Here is an 18,876-nt window from a genome sequence, read left to right on the forward strand (position 1 = left end):
AACATGGAAGTCCTCCGCCCAAAAGCCCTGGAACAGATCTACGCCCACGCCAGCCGCAGCTACCCCGAGGAATGTTGTGGTTTTGTCTTCGCTGACGGCAGCGTGTACCTGGGCAGCAACATCCAGAATGAGCTGCACCGCAAGAACCCCGAGATGTACCCGCGCAGCGCGGCCAACGGCTACACGTTCTCGGTGGCCGACACCCTGCTGATGAACAAAGCGTTTCGCAGCGACAACCCGGTGGTGGTGATCTATCACTCCCACCCGGATGTCGGTGCCTACTTCAGCGACGAAGACACAGACAAGGCGCTGTTCATGGGCGAACCGATCTACCCGGTGAGTTACCTGGTGGTCGACGTTCGTCAGGGCCAGGCCCTGGGTTCCAAGCTGTTTGCCTGGGATGGCAAGCATTTCGCCCTTCAACCTTTCAACGACCTGCACACGGAGTTGTCCATGAACGCTGTCTCTTTCCCCGACATTCTGGTTCGCGTGGCCAAGCTGCCGGAATCGACCCTTGAGGGCACCGGATCGACATTGCGCGAAGTCATTGAAAACCTGTGCAGCAGCCATCCGCAGTTGCGCCCACATCTGTTCCACGAGACAAACAACCAACTCAAGGAACATTTCCTGTTTACGGCCGAAGAAGCGTTGATCGACGCCGACGACACGTTGCCGGAAAAGGCCAAAATCGAAGTGCTGCTGGCCACTTCCGGCGGCATCGATGCCCAAGCCCTGAGCAATGAAGAAGTACAACGCTACGTACGCCACATCACCCTGCCCGGCGTCGGTCGCGAAGGCCAGTTGAACCTCAAGAACGCCAAGGTACTGATCATCGGCACCGGCGGCCTGGGCTCGCCCATCAGCCTGTACCTCGCGGCGGCCGGCATCGGCACACTTGGGTTGGTGGACTTCGACGTGGTGGAAAGCAGCAACCTGCAACGCCAGATCGTCCACGGCAACAGCACGCTGGGCATGCCCAAGGTGGAATCCGCCAAGCAGCGCCTGCAAGACCTCAACCCTCATATCCAGATCAACGCCCACAACACCGCCCTGAACGCCGACAATGCCCTGGCGTTGGTGGGTGCCTACGACCTGGTCATCGATGGCACCGACAATTTCGACACCCGCTACCTGGTCAACGACGCTTGCGTGCAACTCGGCAAACCCTTGGTGTACGGCGCCATCTACCGCTTCGACGGGCAAATCAGCGTGCTCAACTACAAAGGTGGGCCGTGCTACCGCTGCCTGTTCCCCTCGCCACCGCCCGCCGAACTGGCCCCCAATTGCAGCGCTGGCGGCGTGATCGGCGTGCTGCCCGGTGTGGTTGGGATGATCCAGGCCACCGAGGCAATCAAGCTGCTGATCGGCATTGGCGAGCCGTTGACCGGCAGGCTGATGCGCTTCGATGCGCTGGCGATGAAGTTCAGCGAGATCCGCTTCAAGCGCCGCGCCGACTGCCCGTGCTGTTCCGAACTGCGCAGCAGCGAAAGCCTGGCCCCCACCGTGTGTGCCGACGCAGTGCCCGGCAAACCGTCACTGGCTGAAGAGCGCTACATCAAGCCTCGCGTACTCAAACAATTGCTCGAACACCCGCGCAGCGCCGACGTGCTGCTGGACGTGCGCGACGCCAGCGAACTGGAGGTGTGCAAGCTACCCGGCGTGGTCCACATCCCACTGGCCGAACTGGACGGGCAACTCGACAGCCTCAGCCGAGACAACACCCACTACCTGATCTGCTACGCCGGCACCCGCGCCGAGCAGGCTGCCAGCACCTTGTTGGCGGCAGGCTTCGCCAACACCAAAGTACTTCAGGGCGGCATGAAGCATTGGGTGCGCGACGTCGAACCCGACATGCCGTTGTACTGAGCCGGGGGCTGACTGATGCTGCATAACTCTATCCTCGACGTCATCGGCGAGACACCGATCGTGCGCCTGGCACAGTTTTCCGAAGACCTCGGCATCGAGGTCTACGCCAAGCTGGAATCCCTCAACCCCGGCGGTAGCCACAAGGCGCGCATCGCCCTGGGCATGATCCTCGACGCCGAGCGCCGGGGCGTGCTGATCCGCGATTCTGGCCAAACCATCATCGAACCCAGCGGCGGTAACACCGGCATTGGCCTGGTGATGGCCGGCAATGTGCTGGGCTACAAGGTGGTGCTGGTGATCCCCGACAACTACAGCCCTGAAAAACAGAAACTGCTGCGCCTGTACGGAGCCAAGGTGGTGCTGTCCGACAGCCGCCGCGGCAACAACTCCCACGGCGAAAAGTGCATGGAGCTGCAACTGGAAAACCCCAGCTACGTGATGCTTAACCAGCAACGCAACGGCGCCAACCCGCAGACTCACCGCGACACCACCGCACAGGAAATCATCCGCGCCTTTGGTGATCGTCGCGTGGACTATTTTGTCAGCGGCATCGGCACCGGTGGGCATATCACCGGCATCGGTGAAACCCTGAAAGCCACCTGGCCCGCCGTGCGCGTCATGGGCGTAGAACCCGAGGAGTGCGACCTGCTGAAAAACCAGCATGCGCCGCACCATATCCAGGGCCTGTCGATCGGCTTGATCCCCAGCATCCTCAACCTGGAAATCATCGACGGCATGCTCAAGGTCTCGCGCCAGGCCTGCATCGACATGATGAAACGCATCATGCGCACCGACGCCATCAGCCTTGGCCTGTCTTCTGCCGCCAACATGGTGGCCATCGCCAAGCTCGCCCCCGAACTGCCGCCCGAAACGGTGGTGTTGACCATGGTCTACGACAATGCCGACAGCTACCTGCCCAGTTTCGAATAACCGGTTTTCCAACCAACCAGAATGCGGGGGTGCCTCCATGGGCGGTTTTATCGACATGCAACAGTTGCACGATGAGTTGCTCACCCACCTCATCAAGACCCTTACACCCGCACAGATGAAGCAGTTGGAACCGCACCTCGCGCCCTTGATCCAGAACGCTGCCCAGGCGGTGGCCGAAGACCTGATCGCCTACGCCTACCGCGACCCGGCGTCCCGTGGGCGGGGCGAGTTGATTTTGGAGTCTTACGCCTCATTCAAAGCCGTTCTGTTTTACCGGCTCGCGCACTTGGTGTGGAATTTCCCCGACCAAACCAACGGCGTGTTTTCGCGCATGGCGCTCAAGCTGAGCAACCAGGGCAAGATCCTCTCTGGTGCCGAGATCCACCCGGCGGCGCGCATTGGCCGGCGCTTTGTGCTCGACCACGGCTACGGCACGGTGATCGGTGAAACCTGCGAGATCGGCAACGACTGCTACATCCTCTGCGGCGTCACCCTGGGCGCCCGTGGCATTGCCAACAACCCCGATGGCAAGCGCCACCCGCGCCTGGGCAATAAAGTCGAGGTCGGCTCCGGCGCGCGCGTGCTGGGCTATGTGTTGATCGGCGATAACGTGTTTATCAGCCCCTCCTGCGTGATCACCCAGGACGTGCCCGCCGGCACCAAGGTCAAGGTGGTGAACCAGGTTCAGTTGCAAAAAAACGATGAGTCAGACCACAGCAACTACCTCGGCGCCTTTGCCCTGGATGAGCGTTTGCACGTGGTCGGCCAGATCAATGCCAGCCACAAGGTCACAGTGCTCGACGCCGACTTCCACCCCTTGCCGGGGCTGATGCTCGAACCCACGGCGAAAGAGCGTCACCACCTGCAATTTCGCCTGCACCGTGTCGAGTCTGGCAACCACCTGCCGCGCCTGCCGCTGAACCTGAAGGTGTGTGGCCCGGAGTTTGAAATCACCCTGCTTTCCCCCCCTGGCTTGAGTGCAATGGTGCGTACCCTGTTGCAAGCCAGCCCACTGATCGTCGGAGGTTGAACATGTCTGTGCACACCATGGAAACCCTGGCGCTGTTCGACAGCGCGCCCTACCAGAACGCCTTCAGCGCCCGGGTGATTGCCGTCAGCGAACACGGCGTCGCCCTGGAACACACGTTGTTCTACCCCACTGGCGGCGGGCAGCCGGGAGACACGGGGCACTTCACCCTGGCGGACGGGACACGTGTAGAGGTGACCGGCACGGTACGCGACCCGCTGCTGCGTTCGATCATCTGGCACCAGATTGAACACTGCCCCGCGCAGTTGACCGTCGGGGTTCAAGTGGACGCGGGCCTGGATTGGGAGCGGCGCTACCAGCACATGAAGATGCACACCTGCCTGCACCTGCTGTGCTCGATCATTGATGCACCGGTGACCGGTTGCAGCATCAGTGCGGACAAAGGCCGGCTGGATTTCGACCTGCCGGAAATGACCCTCGACAAGGACAGCATTACCCGCGACCTCAACGCCTTGATCGAGCAGGCACACCCGGTCAAGACACTGTCGATGCCCGCCACCGAGTACGCCACCCTGCTGCAGATCACCCGCACCCAGGCAGTGGCGCCACCGGTAGTCCACGGTTCGGTACGAGTGATTGAAATAACCGGGATCGATATCCAACCGTGCGGGGGCACCCATGTGCTCAACACCGAGGAAATCGGCCGGGTGTTTTGCGAGAAAATCGAAAAGAAGAGCAAGCACAACCGCCGGGTAATCTTGCGGTTTGAATAACCCTCGAATCTTGCTCGGTCAACTGTGGGAGCTGGCTTGCCTGCGATGCAGACGCCTCGGTGTTTCAGGCAAACCGAGGTGATGCTATCGCAGGCAAGCCAGCTCCCACATTGACCGAGTTGTCTGTCAGATCACGAGCAGATCCATGAAGCGCTGGACAGGCGTGGCCTCTAGACGCGCCTGGTCTGTACACAACGCAAAAATCTCCCCACTGCGCTGCGCCGTAAACCGCGTGGCCAGGTTGGCCTTGAACTTGTCTTCCAGCAATGGAATACCGTCTACACGGCGGCGGCGATGGCCGATCGGGTACTCCACCGCCACCGGCTCGGTGCGGGTGCCATCCTTGAAGAACACCTGCACCGCGTTGGCGATGGAGCGTTTATCGGCTTCAAGGTATTCGCGGCTGTAACGCGGGTCTTCGACGATCACCATTTTGTTGCGCAACTCATCGATGATCGGGTGCGCCGCGTGGAACTCATCCTCGTACTGCTCGGCCACCAAATTGCCGAATGCCAGGGGCACGGCGGTCATGTATTGCAGGCAATGGTCGCGGTCGGCGGCGTTGGCCAATGGGCCGACCTTGGAGATGATGCGAATCGCCGACTCGTGCGTGGTAATCACGATGCGCTCGATGTCGTGAAGGCGATCCTTCACCTGTGGGTGCAAGGTCACTGCGGCTTCGCACGCCGTTTGCGCATGGAACTCGGCGGGGAAGCTGATCTTGAACAGCACGTTTTCCATCACGTAAGTGCCGTACGGCTGGGGCAAGCTGAACCCGCGCTTGCCCTCGGGCTTGAGCGCCAGGTCGTTGTTGGTGTGGCTAAACAGCACGTCATAAAAACCCCATTGCGGCGCACTCAAGACCCCAGGGATGCCCATCTCGCCGCGCAGGGCGATATCCGCCAGGCGCACGCCTCGGCTCGTCGCATCCCCCGCCGCCCACGATTTGCGCGAGCCGGCATTCGGCGCATGCCGATACGTGCGCAATGCCTGGCCATCGACAAAGGCATGGGACAAGGCTGCGAGCAACTGCTCACGATTGGCGCCCATCAGCTTGGCGGTGACGGCCGTGGAGGCGACTTTCACCAGCAACACATGGTCGAGGCCGACGCGATTGAAGGAATTTTCGAGGGCAATCACGCCCTGGATTTCGTGGGCCATGATCATGGCTTCGAGCACCGCACGCACGGTCAGCGGCGCGTCGCCATTGGCCACGCGTTTTTGCGAAAGGTGGTCGGCCACGGCCAGGATGCCACCGAGGTTATCCGAAGGGTGGCCCCATTCGGCGGCGAGCCAGGTGTCGTTGTAGTCGAGCCAGCGCACGATGCAGCCGATGTCCCAGGCGGCTTTGACGGGGTCGAGGCGGTACGAAGTGCCCGGCACCCGCGCACCGAACGGCACCACCGTGCCCTCGACAATCGGCCCCAGGTGCTTGGTGCACTCGGGAAAACGCAGGGCCAGCAGGCCGCAGCCCAACGTGTCCATCAGGCAGTTGCGGGCGGTATCCAGCGCATCCCGGGACTCGATGCGGTAGCTGAGGACGTAGTCGGCGATGTCCTGCAACACCTGGTCGTAGTCGGGGCGGTTGTTCTGGTCGACGTTGGCGCTCATGGCAGTGCTCCAAAAAATGGGTTGGGGTAATCCTCGGGCTCACGGTTTTAGGTGACAGGTCTTCAATGCCTGCCTTGGAATAGAGATCCCCTGTGGGAGCGGGCTTGCCCCCGATGGCAGTGGGCCAGTGAATGCATTTGTTACTGATACACCGCTATCGGGGGCAAGCCCCCTCCCACATTGGATAGATGGTGACCTTTAGAAAGCGTCGCCGGGGACGCGTACGAAACCCTCCATCAACACCCGCGCGCTGCGGCTCATAATGGCCTTCTTCACCACCCACTCACCGTTCACTTGGGTAGCTTCAGCCCCCACGCGCAACGTGCCAGACGGGTGCCCGAACCGCACCGCATTACGCTCCACACCACCGGCCGCAAGATTCACCAACGTCCCGGAAATCGCCGCCGCCGTGCCAATCGCCACCGCCGCCGTGCCCATCATGGCGTGATGCAACTTGCCCATCGACAGCGCACGCACCAGCAAATCCACGTCACCGGCCTTGATCACCTTGCCGCTCGACGCCACGTAATCCGCAGGCTTGGCCACAAACGCCACCTTGGGTGTGTGCTGGCGCTGGGCGGCTTCGTCCAGGTGCTTGATCAGGCCCATGCGCAGCGCGCCGTAGGCCCGTACGGTTTCGAACATTGCCAGGGCTTTGGGGTCGCTGTTGATCGCACCTTGCAGCTCGGTGCCGGTGTAGCCGAGGTCTTCGGCGTTGATGAAGATCGTCGGGATGCCGGCGTTGATCAACGTGGCCTTGAACGTGCCGACACCGGGCACTTCCAGATCGTCGATAAGGTTGCCGGTGGGGAACATCGAGCCACCACCGCCCTCTTCTTCCGCCGCCGGGTCCATGAATTCCAACTGCACTTCGGCCGCCGGGAAGGTCACGCCGTCCAGTTCGAAGTCGCCGGTTTCCTGCACCGCGCCGTCGGTGATCGGCACGTGGGCGATGATGGTCTTGCCGATATTGGCCTGCCACACCCGCACCACGGCCACGCCGTTGCGGGGTACACGGGCCGGGTCGACCAAGCCCGCGCTGATGGCGAACGAACCCACCGCCGCCGACAGGTTGCCGCAGTTGCCGCTCCAATCCACAAACGGTTTGTCGATGGAGACCTGGCCAAATAGATAGTCCACGTCGTGATCAAAGCGGGTGCTTTTGGCCAGGATCACGGTTTTACTGGTGCTCGACGTGGCGCCGCCCATGCCGTCGATCTGCTTGTCGTAGGGGTCGGGGCTGCCGATCACCCGCAGCAACAGGGCGTCGCGTGCAGCACCCGGCACCTGCGCTGCTTCGGGCAGGTCCGTGAGGCTGAAAAACACGCCCTTGCTGGTGCCGCCACGCATATAGGTGGCGGGAATCTTGATTTGCGCTATATGTGCCATGGTGATCCTCTTCAGGCGGTCGCCGCCGATTCCAGGAAGTCTTGGGCAAACCGCTGCAACACGCCGCCCGCCTCGTAGATCGACACTTCTTCGGCGGTGTCCAGGCGGCAGGTCACCGGCACTTCGACACGTTCGCCATTCTTGCGGTTGATCACCAAGGTCAGCGTGGCACGTGGGGTGCGCGCACCGACCACGTCATAGGTTTCGCTGCCATCGATCTGCAAGGTGTTGCGGTCGGTGCCCGGCAAGAACTCCAGCGGCAACACGCCCATGCCCACCAGGTTGGTGCGGTGGATACGCTCGAACCCTTCGGCGGCAATCGCTTCCACACCGGCCAGGCGCACGCCCTTGGCGGCCCAGTCGCGGGAGGAGCCTTGGCCGTAATCGGCGCCGGCGATGATGATCAGCGGCTGCTTGCGCTCCATATAGGTTTCGATGGCTTCCCACATCCGCGTGACCTGGCCTTCAGGCTCGATACGCGCCAGGGAACCCTGTTTGACCTTGCCGTTTTCCAGCACCATTTCATTGAACAGTTTCGGGTTGGCAAAGGTCGCGCGCTGCGCAGTCAGGTGATCGCCCCGGTGCGTGGCATAGGAGTTGAAGTCGACTTCCGGCAGGCCCATTTTCGCCAGGTACTCACCGGCGGCGCTGTCGAGCATGATCGCGTTGGACGGCGACAGGTGATCGGTGGTGATGTTGTCTGGCAGCACCGCCAGCGGGCGCATGCCCTTGAGCGGACGAGCCCCGGCCAACGCGCCTTCCCAATACGGCGGGCGACGGATGTAGGTGCTTTGCGGGCGCCAGTCATACAGCGGCGCGACTTTCGGGCCGGTGTCTTCGTGGATCGCAAACATCGGGATGTACACCTTGCGGAACTGCTCCGGCTTGACCGAAGCCTTCACCACCGCGTCGATTTCTTCATCGCTTGGCCAGATGTCTTGCAGGCGGATTTCCTTACCGTTGGCGTCCAGGCCCAGCACGTCTTTTTCGATGTCGAAACGGATGGTGCCGGCAATCGCGTAAGCCACCACCAGCGGCGGCGACGCGAGGAACGCTTGCTTGGCGTACGGGTGAATGCGCCCGTCGAAGTTGCGGTTGCCCGAGAGCACGGCGGTGGCGTACAGGTCGCGGTCGATGATTTCTTGCTGGATCACCGGGTCGAGCGCGCCAGACATGCCGTTGCACGTGGTGCACGCGAAGGCCACGACGCCGAAACCCAATTGCTCCAACTCAGTGGTCAAGCCAGCTTCATCAAGGTACATCGCCACGGTTTTCGAACCCGGTGCCAACGAGGATTTGACCCACGGTTTACGCGCCAGCCCCAGCTTGTTCGCATTGCGCGCCAAGAGGCCGGCAGCAATCACGTTGCGCGGGTTGCTGGTGTTGGTGCAACTGGTGATGGCGGCGATGATCACTGCGCCATCGGGCATTTGGCCAGGCACTTCGTCCCACTGGCCGCTGATACCTTTGGCCGCCAGGTCGCTGGTTGCAACGCGGGCGTGAGGGTTGCTGGGGCCGGCCATGTTGCGCACGACGCCGGACAGGTCGAAGGTGAGGCCGCGCTCGTATTGCGCGCCTTTCAAATCATCGGCCCACAGCCCGGTGTGGCGAGCGTATTGCTCCACCAGGGTGACTTGCTCGTCGTCACGGCCGGTGAGTTTCAGATAGGCGATAGTTTGCGGGTCGATGTAGAACATCGCCGCGGTGGCGCCGTATTCCGGGGCCATGTTGGAGATGGTGGCGCGGTCGCCGAGGGTGAGGTTTGAGGCACCCTCGCCAAAGAACTCCAGCCACGCACCGACCACTTTCTGCTTACGCAAAAACTCGGTCAGCGCCAGCACCATATCGGTGGCGGTGATGCCCGGTTGCAGCTTGCCCGTGAGCTCCACGCCGACGCTTTCCGGCAGGCGCATCCACGAGGCTCGGCCGAGCATCACGCTCTCGGCTTCGAGGCCGCCAACGCCGATGGCGATCACGCCCAAGGCGTCCACATGGGGCGTGTGGCTGTCGGTGCCCACGCAGGTGTCCGGGAAGGCTACGCCCTCGCGCACCTGGATCACCGGGGACATTTTCTCCAGGTTGATCTGGTGCATGATGCCGTTGCCCGGAGGGATCACGTCGACGTTCTTGAAGGCCTTTTTGGTCCACTCGATAAAGTGGAAGCGGTCTTCGTTGCGACGGTCTTCGATGGCGCGGTTTTTTTCGAACGCCTGCGGGTCGGAACCGCCGGCTTCGACGGCCAGGGAGTGGTCGACGATCAGTTGGGTCGGCACCACCGGGTTGACCTGCGCCGGGTCGCCGCCTTGCAGGGCGATGGCATCGCGCAGGCCGGCCAGGTCGACCAGGGCGGTCTGGCCGAGGATGTCATGGCACACCACACGGGCCGGGAACCAAGGGAAGTCGAGGTCGCGCCTGCGTTCGATCAATTGGCTCAAGGACGCATTGAGCGTGGCCGGGTCGCAGCGACGCACCAGGTTTTCGGCGAGCACGCGGGAGGTGTAGGGCAAGGTGGCGTAGGCACCGGGGGTAATCGCCTCGACAGCCGCACGGGCGTCGAAGAAATCCAGGCGGCTGCCGGGGAGCGGTTTGCGAAATTCAGTGTTCATCGTCAGGACTCGGTCACGGTAGTTGCAAAAGGAAGAACCGATGCAGATCCAGAATTGGAATGAGGACTAATGTGGGAGGGGGCTTGCTCCCGATAGCAGTCTGTCAGTTGGTGCAACTGGCACTGAACCACCGCTATCGGGAGCAAGCCCCCTCCCACATTTGATCCGGTTTCCACTTCGGGATCGTCGGCCTTCTTACTCAGCGACGTTCGATTGGCACGAACTTGCGCTGCTCTACGCCGGTGTACTCGGCGCTTGGACGGATTATGCGGTTGTTGGCCCGCTGCTCGAACACATGCGCAGCCCAGCCAGTCAGGCGCGAGCACACGAAGATCGGGGTGAACAACTTGGTCGGGATGCCCATGAAGTGGTAGGCCGAGGCATGGTAGAAATCGGCGTTGGGGAACAGTTTCTTTTGCTCCCACATGGTCTTGTCGATAGCTTCAGAGACCGGGAACAACACCTTGTCACCGACCTCATCGGCGAGTTTTTTCGCCCAGCCCTTGATCACTTCGTTGCGCGGGTCGTTGTCTTTGTAGATCGCGTGACCGAAGCCCATGATCTTGTCCTTGCGCGCCAGCATGCCGAGAGTGCCGTCCACGGCGTCCTCGGCGGACGAGAACTTCTCGATCATCTCCATTGCCGCTTCGTTGGCACCACCGTGCAGCGGGCCGCGCAGGGAGCCGATGGCGGCGGTGACGCAGGAGTACAGGTCGGACAGGGTCGAAGCACACACACGGGCGGTAAAGGTCGACGCGTTGAACTCGTGCTCCGCGTAGAGGATCAGCGACACGTTCATGACTTTTTCATGCAGCTCGCTCGGCTTTTTACCGTGCAACAGGTGCAGGAAATGCCCACCGATGGAGGGCTCGTCGGTCACGCAGTCGATGCGTTTGCCGTCGTGGCTGAAGCGGTACCAGTAGCACATGATCGCCGGAAACGCGGCGAGCAGACGATCGGTGACATCGCGCTGCACGCTGAAGTCTTTCTCGGGCTCGATGTTGCCGAGAAACGAACAGCCGGTGCGCATCACGTCCATCGGGTGGGCGTCGGCGGGGATGCGTTCGAGCACTTCTTTCAGCGCTTGCGGCAGGTCGCGCAGTTGACTCAGCTTTTTGCTGTAGGCAGCCAGCTCGGCCTGGGTCGGCAGCTCGCCGTACAGCAGCAGGTAGGCGACTTCTTCAAACTGCGCATCGGCGGCCAGTTCGCGCACGTCGTAACCGCGGTAGGTCAGGCCGGCACCGGCCTGGCCCACGGTGGACAGTGCGGTTTGCCCGGCCACCTGGCCACGCAGGCCGGCACCACTCAGTACTTTTGCTTCAGCCATGTCGGTTCTCCAATCTTGAATTTATTAGGGAGGCTGTTCTTTACTTCTTGGCTGCGAACAGCGCGTCGAGCTTCTGCTCGAAGGTGTGGTAGTCGATGCGATCGTAAAGCTCCATGCGCGTTTGCATGGTGTCGATCACGTTCTGCTGGGTGCCATCGCGACGGATCGCGGTGTAGACGTTTTCGGCGGCCTTGTTCATGGCGCGGAACGCCGAGAGCGGGTACAGCACGATGGAAACATCGGCCGATTTCAATTGTTCGGTGGTGTACAGCGGCGTGGCGCCGAATTCGGTGATATTGGCCAGGATCGGCGCCTTCACCTTGGATGCAAAGAGCTTGTACATCTCAAGCTCGGTGATGGCTTCGGGGAACACCATGTCAGCGCCGGCTTCGATGCAGGCCGCGGCACGTTCCAGGGCCGACTCCAACCCTTCCACAGCCAGGGCGTCGGTGCGCGCCATGATCACGAAGCTGTCATCGGTGCGCGCGTCCACGGCGGCCTTGATGCGGTCGACCATTTCCTGCTGGGACACGATTTCTTTGTTCGGGCGATGACCGCAGCGCTTGGCGCCGACCTGGTCTTCGATATGAATGGCGGCGGCGCCGAACTTGATCATCGAGCGCACGGTGCGCGCCACGTTGAAGGCCGAGGAGCCGAAGCCGGTGTCGACATCCACCAGCAGCGGCAAGTCGCAGACGTCGGTGATGCGGCGTACGTCGGTGAGCACGTCATCCAGGCCGGTGATGCCCAGGTCCGGCACGCCCAGCGAACCAGCCGCTACCCCGCCACCCGACAGGTAGATCGCCTTGAACCCGGCGCGCTTGGCCAGCAGCGCATGGTTGGCATTGATCGCGCCGACCACCTGCAAAGGGTGCTCGCTGGCAACCGCGTCACGGAAGCGCTGGCCGGGTGTGCTTTTATTGTTAGAACTCATGACTCACCTCTATCAGTAGCACCGCCAGGGAAGTGACGGGCAATGTTGCGTTTGGACGCGCCGATATGGCGGCGCATCAGCAGTTCGGCCAGTTCACCGTCGCGATCGGCAATCGCATCCAAAATACGGTGATGCTCGGCAAAGGCCTGGCGTGGACGATTGGGTGTGGCAGAAAACTGGATGCGGTACATGCGCACCAACTGGTACAACTCGCCGCACAGCATTTGGGTCAGGGTGCGGTTACCGGCGCCTTGAATTATCCGGTAATGAAAATCGAAGTCGCCTTCCTGCTGGTAGTAACCGAGGCCGGCCTGAAAGGCTTCGTCGCGCTCGTGGGTGTGCAGTACTTGGCGCAGTTCTTCGATTTCGGCATCGGTCATGCGCTCGGCGGCCAGGCGACAAGCCATGCCTTCGAGGGATTCACGGATTTCATAGAGTTCGATCAGCTCGGCGTGGCTCAACGACACCACGCGCGCGCCCACATGGGGAATGCGCACCAGCAGGCGCTGGCCTTCCAGGCGGTGGATCGCCTCGCGCAGCGGGCCACGGCTGATGCCATAGGTGCGCGCCAGTTCGGGCTCGGAGATCTTGCTGCCGGGGGCGATTTCGCCCTTGACGATGGCGGCCTGGATACGCCGGAAGACGTTCTCCGACATTGTCTGGGATTCGTCCGACGTCGCCACCGGGGCTTCCGATTGATCCAGCATATTGTCGACACCTTTAAAAGCAATGCCGCAAAAACTAGCCAATTAGCGCCTGACAGTCAAAGAATAAATACATATTGTCGACAATCGTCTAATAACCCCTTCTGCACTCTATAGGGGCATGGCCGCCTGCCAGCGCTGGCGCCAAAAAAGCATCATGTTAGAATGCCCGCCGCTTTTGCCTGACATCATTGGATGAAACGGCGTACGAGGGAGTTTGCGCAGCAATGCCAGTCGCCTTGAATTGAACATCGCACTGCACCGCCTCGGGATCTATGAGACTTAAGCCCTTCCTTCTATTGTTTTGCCTACTGCTGACACCAGGCCTCGGCGTTGCCGCCGAGAAGACCGTGTATGGCCTCAACGAATACGCCCAACTGGCCGGTATCAACCTGGAAGTCGCCGCCAAACTGGACACCGGCGCCAAGACCGCCTCCCTCAGCGCCCGTGATATCAAGCGTTTCAAGCGCAACGGCGAGTCCTGGGTGCGCTTCTACCTCGCCATCGACACCGCCCATTCCCACCCCATCGAACGCCCCCTGGCCCGCGTCAGCAAGATCAAACGCCGCGCCGGTGACTACGACCCCGATGAGGACAAGAACTACACCGCCCGCCCAGTCATCGCGCTGGATATCTGCATGGGCACCGCTTTACGCAGCATCGAAGTGAACTTGACTGACCGCAGCGCATTCCAATACCCGCTGCTGATCGGCTCCGAAGCATTAAAACGCTTTGATGCGCTGGTCGACCCTAGCCTTAAATACGCAGCAGGCAAACCTGCCTGTGCCGCCGACGCTCATACCGCCGAGTAAACCGAATGCGCTCTCTTACCCTGCACCTGAAAATCCTGATCGCCATCCTGGTGGTGCTGGGTATTTCGGTCACCGCCTATCAGATTTTCGTGCTGGGGATCCCCGTCACCGAGGACGCCACCGACGACCTGTGGAACATCGACGCCAAGGTCGAGTTCGTCGCCAACCCGAAAGACCCGGTGAAGATCCAGATGTTCGTGCCGCCGCTGAGCCGCGACTTTGTGAGCCTCAACGAGAGCTTTATCTCGAACAACTACGGGGTGAGCGTCAACCGCATCGATGGCAACCGCAAGGTCACCTGGTCAGCGCGGCGCGCCACGGGCAACCAGACCCTGTATTACCGCCTGGTGCTGACCAAGCGTTACAGCGGTGAAAAGGTCAAGGTCAAGGGCCCTACCTTCCGCGACAGCATCGCCGTGGAAGGCCCGGAAAAAATCGCCGCCGAAGCCCTGCTGGCGCCGATCCGCCAGCACTCGGCTGACGTCGAAACCTTTATCACCGAAGCCATCAAGCGCACGAATAACCTCAACGACGACAATGTGAAGCTGTTGCTGGCGGGCGACCCGTCCACGCCGCACAAAGCCAAGATCGTCGAATTGCTGCTGTCCATCGCCCATGTGCCGGTGGAAAAAGTCCACACCATCCGCCTGGTGGCCGACCAGCCGCAAACCCCGGAACTGTGGCTGCGCAGCTTCAATGGTAATGACTGGCTGTACTTCAACCCGGAAACCGGCGAGCAAGGCCTGCCCAGCGACCGCCTGCTGTGGTGGACCGGCGACGAAAACCTGATCACCGTCGATGGCGGTAAGAAAGCCATGGTGACGTTCAGCCTGAACAACAGTGAAATGAACGCGATCCGCCTGGCCAAGCTGACGGACGAGAACACCGACGCCAACTTCCTCGAATACTCGCTGTATGGCCTGCCGCTGCAAACCCAGCAGACCTTCATGATCATGGTGATGATCCCGATTGGCGTGCTGGTGATTTTGATCCTGCGCAACCTGATTGGCCTGCAAACGCTGGGCACGTTCACCCCGGTGCTGATCGCGCTGGCGTTCCGCGAGACGCAATTGGGCTTCGGGATTGTGTTGTTTACGATTATTACGGCGTTGGGGCTGTCCCTCAGGTCGTACCTGGAGCACTTGAAGTTGCAGATGTTGCCGAGGTTGTCGGTGGTGCTGACCTTCGTGGTGGTGCTGATCGCGGCCATCAGCCTGTTCAGCCATAAGCTGGGCCTGGAGCGCGGCTTGTCGGTGGCGCTGTTCCCGATGGTGATCCTGACCATGACCATCGAACGCCTGTCGATCACCTGGGAAGAACGCGGCGCCAACCATGCGTTGAAAGTGGCGATTGGTACGCTGTTTGCCGCCTCCCTGGCGCACCTGATCATGAGCGTGCCGGAGTTGGTGTACTTCGTGTTTACCTTCCCGGCGATCCTGCTGATTCTGGTGGGTTTCATGCTGGCCATGGGTCGTTATCGCGGTTACCGCCTGACCGAGCTGGTGCGTTTCAAGGCGTTCTTGAAGGCTGATAAGTAATGTTCGGTTTCTGGAAGACCTGGAAGGCCCTCGAAGCGCGAGGGATCATGGGCATCAACCGGCGTAATGCCGACTACGTGCTCAAGTACAACAAGCGCAGCCTGTACCCGATCGTGGATGACAAGATCATCACCAAGGAGCGGGCCATCGCCGCCGGCATCCATGTGCCGCAAATGTACGGGGTGATCTCCACCGAGAAGGAAATCGACAAACTCGACGAGATCATCGGTGGGCGCAGCGACTTCGTGATCAAACCGGCCCAGGGTGCGGGCGGTGACGGCATCCTGGTAGTAGCAGACCGGTTTGAGGGGCGCTATCGCACGGTGTCCGGCAAGATCATCAGCCATGAAGAGATCGAGCATCAGATCTCCAGCATCCTCACCGGCCTGTATTCCCTGGGCGGCCACCGCGACCGTGCGCTGATCGAGTACCGCGTGGTGCCCGACCAAATTTTCAAGAGCATCAGCTACGAAGGCGTGCCGGACATTCGCATCATTGTGTTGATGGGCTACCCGGTGATGGCCATGTTGCGCCTGCCGACGCGCCAGTCCGGCGGCAAGGCCAACCTGCACCAGGGCGCGATTGGCGTTGGGGTCGACCTGGCCACTGGCCTGACCCTGCGCGGCACCTGGCTGAACAACATCATCACCAAACACCCCGACACCACCAATGCGGTGGATGGCGTGCAACTGCCCAACTGGGACGGTTTCATGAAACTCGCGGCGGGCTGCTATGAGCTGTGTGGCCTGGGGTATATCGGTGTGGACATGGTGCTCGACCAAGAGAAAGGCCCATTGATCCTGGAGCTGAATGCGCGGCCGGGGCTGAATATCCAGATTGCCAATGACTGCGGGCTGACCTTGCGCACCCATGCGGTGGAAGCGCGGCTTGAAGAGTTGAAAGCGGCTGGCGTGACCGAAACCCCGGAAGAGCGGGTGAAGTTCGTGCAGGAGATGTTTGGGCATATTCCGCCTGTGGAAGGCTGAACACCGCGTCGGCTGCATCGCAGGCAAGCCAGCTCCCACAGTTGACTGCATTCCAAAGGATGTACTCGGTCAACTGTGGGAGCTGGCTTGCCTGCGATAGCATTCGTAAAAACACCCTCCCATCAGAATGTGCCCACATTCCAGCTGCCCCTAGGACCAAACCCTTCAGCGGATTACAATCCCCTCCCCCAAGCCAACGGCTGATCCATCCCGCGCATGTCAACCTGCTCCGTACACCCACTGCCCTACCGGGCCAACCCCGCCGAGTATTTCGCGGCGATTCGCCATGCACCCGGCGCGGTGCTGCTGGACAGCGGCCGCCCGGTGGCCGAGCGTGGGCGTTATGACCTGCTCAGTGCCTGGCCTCTGGAAACCTTGACGGTATCGCCTGACGAAAGCGGCAGCGACTTCCTGCAACGCCTGCGGCAAAACCTCACGCAGATGGGTGAGGCGAATTTGCCGGCTGGTTATGAACTGCCCTTCGCCGGCGGCTTGATCGGCTACCTGAGCTACGACTTCGGCCGGCATTTGGAGCAGATGCCCACCTTGGCCGCCGACGACCTGCACCTGCCGGATGCACGCTTTGGGCTATACGCCTGGGCGCTGATCAGCGATCACCAGGCGCAGACCAGCCAGCTTGTCTTCCATCCGGCATGTGTCGATAGCGAGCGCCAACGCCTGATTGGGTTGTTCAGCGCGCAGATGCTCGACACGCCTGCCACCTTCAAACTCCAAGGCCCTATGGCCCCGGACCTCACCGCCGAGGCTTATCGCCAGGCCATTGTGCGCATCCAGGACTATATCCAGGCCGGCGACTGCTACCAGGTCAACTTTGCCCAGCGCTTTCGTGCGCCCTGTCTCGGTGACCCATGGGTGGCCTATTGCGCGTTGCGCGAAGCGTGCCCCACGCCGTTTTCCGGATTCCAGAGCCTGCCGGATGACGGCGCGGTACTGAGCCTGTCACCAGAGCGTTTCGTGCGCATCAGCGAGCGCCATGTCGAAACCCGCCCGATCAAAGGCACCCGCCCCCGTGGTTTAACACCCGCAGAAGACGCCGCCAACGCCGCCGAACTGCTGGCCAGCCCCAAGGACCGCGCTGAAAACCTGATGATCGTCGACCTGCTGCGCAACGACCTCGGCCGCACCTGCCGCACCGGCTCGGTGAGTGTGCCGGAGCTGTTCAGCCTCGAAAGCTACCCCAACGTGCACCATCTGGTGAGCAGCGTGATCGGTGAACTGGCCGACGACAAAGACGCCCTCGACCTGATCGCCGGCAGCTTCCCCGGCGGCTCCATCACCGGCGCCCCGAAGATCCGCGCCATGCAGATCATCGACGAACTGGAACCGACCCGGCGCGGGCTGTACTGCGGCTCATTGGTCTATCTGGATGTGCGCGGCGAGATGGACAGTTCCATCGCCATCCGCAGCTTGCTGGTCAAGGATGGGCAGGTGTGCTGCTGGGGCGGCGGCGGGATTGTCGCGGACTCGCAGTGGGAGGCGGAGTATCAGGAGTCGCTGACGAAGGTGCGGGTGTTGCTGCAGACACTGGAAGGTTTGTAGTGACTGGGCGGACCTCTTCGCGAGCAAGCCCGCTCCCACATTTGACCGCATTCCAAAGGATGTACTCGGTCAAAAGTGGGAGCTGGCTTGCCTGCGATAAGGCCACCAGCCGCGCTGAAAGGCTTACAGGCTCAACGCCCGATTCGACGCCTTGATAAATTCCTGCTTCAACGCCTCAAACGTATGCACCGCCGGAAACTGCGGGAACTCGCGAATCACATTCTCCGGCGCATGGAACAAAATCCCACGGTCGGCTTCGCCCAGCATGGTGGTGTCGTTGTAGGAATCGCCGGCGGCGATCACGCGGTAGTACAGGCTCTTGAACGCCAGTACCGACTGACGCTTGGGGTCTTTCTGGCGCAGTTGGTAACTCACTACACGGTCATTGTCGTCGGTGATAAGCCGGTGGCACAGCAGCGTAGGGAAACCCAGTTGGCGCATCAGCGGCTGGGAAAACTCGTAGAACGTGTCGGACAGGATCACCACCTGGAAGCGCTCGCGCAGCCAGTTGACGAATTCGATGGCGCCGTCCAGCGGCTTGAGGGTGGCGATCACCTCTTGGATGTCGCCGAGCTTGAGCCCGTGTTCGTCGAGGATGCGCAGGCGTTGCTTCATCAGCACGTCGTAGTCGGGAATGTCCCGCGTGGTGGCCCGCAGGGATTCAATACCGGTTTTTTCGGCGAAGGCGATCCAGATTTCCGGAACCAGCACCCCTTCCAGGTCGAGACAGGCAATTTCCACAAGACACTCCCATTAGATGTTGTTAGTTGAGCGAGCAAAAGGACTGCCGAACTCTAGCGATTCAAGCTCGCCGCCGCAACGCAGAGCGGATTTTGATACCATCGCTCCCCT

The 18,876-nt window shown here is 61.4% G+C and carries 15 protein-coding genes; 8 read left to right on the forward strand and 7 right to left on the reverse strand.

The genetic code is table 11. The annotated features are described in order from the left end of the window. Window positions 1-3 precede the first annotated feature (3 nt). The 4 genes from moeB to ICY20_RS14275 are packed head-to-tail and all read left to right on the forward strand — an operon-like array spanning window position 4 to window position 4,557. Window positions 4-1,866 (forward strand): molybdopterin-synthase adenylyltransferase MoeB, encoded by a 1,863-nt coding sequence (gene moeB / locus ICY20_RS14260; protein WP_159958478.1) that lies wholly within the window; start codon window positions 4-6, stop codon window positions 1,864-1,866. Window positions 1,867-1,881: 15 nt separating this feature from the next. Beyond that, window positions 1,882-2,796 (forward strand): PLP-dependent cysteine synthase family protein, encoded by a 915-nt coding sequence (locus tag ICY20_RS14265; protein ID WP_159958480.1) that lies wholly within the window; start codon window positions 1,882-1,884, stop codon window positions 2,794-2,796. A gap of 37 nt (window positions 2,797-2,833) precedes the next feature. Next, window positions 2,834-3,826: a serine O-acetyltransferase gene (locus ICY20_RS14270; protein ID WP_194937765.1), complete on the forward strand. Its 993-nt coding sequence runs from the start codon at window positions 2,834-2,836 to the stop codon at window positions 3,824-3,826. Between the two features lie 2 nt (window positions 3,827-3,828). Beyond that, window positions 3,829-4,557 (forward strand): alanyl-tRNA editing protein, encoded by a 729-nt coding sequence (locus tag ICY20_RS14275; RefSeq protein WP_159958484.1) that lies wholly within the window; start codon window positions 3,829-3,831, stop codon window positions 4,555-4,557. A 126-nt stretch (window positions 4,558-4,683) separates the two neighbouring features. On the opposite strand, the gene prpD is transcribed toward ICY20_RS14275, so the two are convergent. The 6 genes from prpD to ICY20_RS14305 all read right to left on the reverse strand — a co-directional run bounded on the left by prpD (window position 4,684) and on the right by ICY20_RS14305 (window position 13,131). Further along, window positions 4,684-6,168 carry a 2-methylcitrate dehydratase gene (gene prpD / locus ICY20_RS14280; RefSeq protein ID WP_159958486.1) on the reverse strand — a complete coding sequence of 495 codons (1,485 nt, stop codon included), beginning with the start codon at window positions 6,166-6,168 and terminating at the stop codon, window positions 4,684-4,686. A 198-nt stretch (window positions 6,169-6,366) separates the two neighbouring features. Next, window positions 6,367-7,557, reverse strand: coding sequence for a 2-methylaconitate cis-trans isomerase PrpF (gene prpF / locus ICY20_RS14285; protein WP_194937766.1), 1,191 nt, complete (start codon window positions 7,555-7,557; stop codon window positions 6,367-6,369). Between the two features lie 11 nt (window positions 7,558-7,568). Then, window positions 7,569-10,163: a Fe/S-dependent 2-methylisocitrate dehydratase AcnD gene (acnD, locus tag ICY20_RS14290; protein ID WP_194937767.1), complete on the reverse strand. Its 2,595-nt coding sequence runs from the start codon at window positions 10,161-10,163 to the stop codon at window positions 7,569-7,571. A gap of 199 nt (window positions 10,164-10,362) precedes the next feature. After that, window positions 10,363-11,490 carry a bifunctional 2-methylcitrate synthase/citrate synthase gene (prpC, locus tag ICY20_RS14295; protein ID WP_194937768.1) on the reverse strand — a complete coding sequence of 376 codons (1,128 nt, stop codon included), beginning with the start codon at window positions 11,488-11,490 and terminating at the stop codon, window positions 10,363-10,365. 40 nt (window positions 11,491-11,530) lie between these two features. Further along, window positions 11,531-12,424, reverse strand: a complete 894-nt coding sequence (gene prpB / locus ICY20_RS14300) for a methylisocitrate lyase (protein WP_122485713.1) — start codon at window positions 12,422-12,424, stop codon at window positions 11,531-11,533. Continuing rightward, window positions 12,421-13,131: a GntR family transcriptional regulator gene (locus ICY20_RS14305; protein WP_407692622.1), complete on the reverse strand. Its 711-nt coding sequence runs from the start codon at window positions 13,129-13,131 to the stop codon at window positions 12,421-12,423. The genes prpB and ICY20_RS14305 overlap by 4 nt, the downstream gene beginning before the upstream one ends. Window positions 13,132-13,403: 272 nt before the next feature. Between ICY20_RS14305 and rloA the strand changes: the two genes are divergently transcribed. The 4 genes from rloA (at window position 13,404) to pabB (ending at window position 18,024) form a co-directional block, all read left to right on the forward strand. Then, window positions 13,404-13,940, forward strand: coding sequence for a retropepsin-like aspartic peptidase RloA (gene rloA / locus ICY20_RS14310; protein WP_122485711.1), 537 nt, complete (start codon window positions 13,404-13,406; stop codon window positions 13,938-13,940). Window positions 13,941-13,945: 5 nt separating this feature from the next. Further along, a complete protein-coding gene (rloB, locus tag ICY20_RS14315; protein ID WP_159958504.1) occupies window positions 13,946-15,478 on the forward strand; it encodes an osmotic stress tolerance membrane protein RloB in 1,533 nt (510 codons plus the stop codon). Beyond that, on the forward strand, window positions 15,478-16,464 hold the full coding sequence (locus ICY20_RS14320) for an alpha-L-glutamate ligase-like protein (RefSeq protein WP_090400363.1): 987 nt from the start codon (window positions 15,478-15,480) through the stop codon (window positions 16,462-16,464). Before rloB ends, ICY20_RS14320 begins: the two co-directional genes overlap by 1 nt. A 216-nt stretch (window positions 16,465-16,680) precedes the next feature. Further along, entirely contained in the window at window positions 16,681-18,024 is a 1,344-nt protein-coding gene (pabB, locus tag ICY20_RS14325; RefSeq protein WP_194937769.1) for an aminodeoxychorismate synthase component I, read from the forward strand. A 123-nt stretch (window positions 18,025-18,147) separates the two neighbouring features. Here the strand turns inward: pabB and thrH are convergent, their stop codons facing one another. Beyond that, entirely contained in the window at window positions 18,148-18,765 is a 618-nt protein-coding gene (thrH, locus tag ICY20_RS14330) for a bifunctional phosphoserine phosphatase/homoserine phosphotransferase ThrH (RefSeq protein ID WP_159958508.1), read from the reverse strand. Window positions 18,766-18,876: the final 111 nt, after the last annotated feature.

It is taken from the genome of Pseudomonas pisciculturae (genome assembly GCF_015461805.1).
Taxonomy (GTDB): Bacteria; Pseudomonadota; Gammaproteobacteria; order Pseudomonadales; family Pseudomonadaceae; genus Aquipseudomonas; species Aquipseudomonas pisciculturae.

What these genes read in the sequence shown, in the direction of transcription:
- moeB (WP_159958478.1), top strand. Translation starts at nt 4, where the DNA reads ATGGAAGTCCTCCGCCCAAAAGCCCTGGAACAGATCTACGCCCACGCC.
- ICY20_RS14265 (WP_159958480.1), top strand. Translation starts at nt 1,882, where the DNA reads ATGCTGCATAACTCTATCCTCGACGTCATCGGCGAGACACCGATCGTG.
- ICY20_RS14270 (WP_194937765.1), top strand. Translation starts at nt 2,834, where the DNA reads ATGGGCGGTTTTATCGACATGCAACAGTTGCACGATGAGTTGCTCACC.
- ICY20_RS14275 (WP_159958484.1), top strand. Translation starts at nt 3,829, where the DNA reads ATGTCTGTGCACACCATGGAAACCCTGGCGCTGTTCGACAGCGCGCCC.
- prpD (WP_159958486.1), bottom strand. Translation starts at nt 6,168, where the DNA reads ATGAGCGCCAACGTCGACCAGAACAACCGCCCCGACTACGACCAGGTG.
- prpF (WP_194937766.1), bottom strand. Translation starts at nt 7,557, where the DNA reads ATGGCACATATAGCGCAAATCAAGATTCCCGCCACCTATATGCGTGGC.
- acnD (WP_194937767.1), bottom strand. Translation starts at nt 10,163, where the DNA reads ATGAACACTGAATTTCGCAAACCGCTCCCCGGCAGCCGCCTGGATTTC.
- prpC (WP_194937768.1), bottom strand. Translation starts at nt 11,490, where the DNA reads ATGGCTGAAGCAAAAGTACTGAGTGGTGCCGGCCTGCGTGGCCAGGTG.
- prpB (WP_122485713.1), bottom strand. Translation starts at nt 12,424, where the DNA reads ATGAGTTCTAACAATAAAAGCACACCCGGCCAGCGCTTCCGTGACGCG.
- ICY20_RS14305 (WP_407692622.1), bottom strand. Translation starts at nt 13,131, where the DNA reads ATGCTGGATCAATCGGAAGCCCCGGTGGCGACGTCGGACGAATCCCAG.
- rloA (WP_122485711.1), top strand. Translation starts at nt 13,404, where the DNA reads ATGAGACTTAAGCCCTTCCTTCTATTGTTTTGCCTACTGCTGACACCA.
- rloB (WP_159958504.1), top strand. Translation starts at nt 13,946, where the DNA reads ATGCGCTCTCTTACCCTGCACCTGAAAATCCTGATCGCCATCCTGGTG.
- ICY20_RS14320 (WP_090400363.1), top strand. Translation starts at nt 15,478, where the DNA reads ATGTTCGGTTTCTGGAAGACCTGGAAGGCCCTCGAAGCGCGAGGGATC.
- pabB (WP_194937769.1), top strand. Translation starts at nt 16,681, where the DNA reads ATGTCAACCTGCTCCGTACACCCACTGCCCTACCGGGCCAACCCCGCC.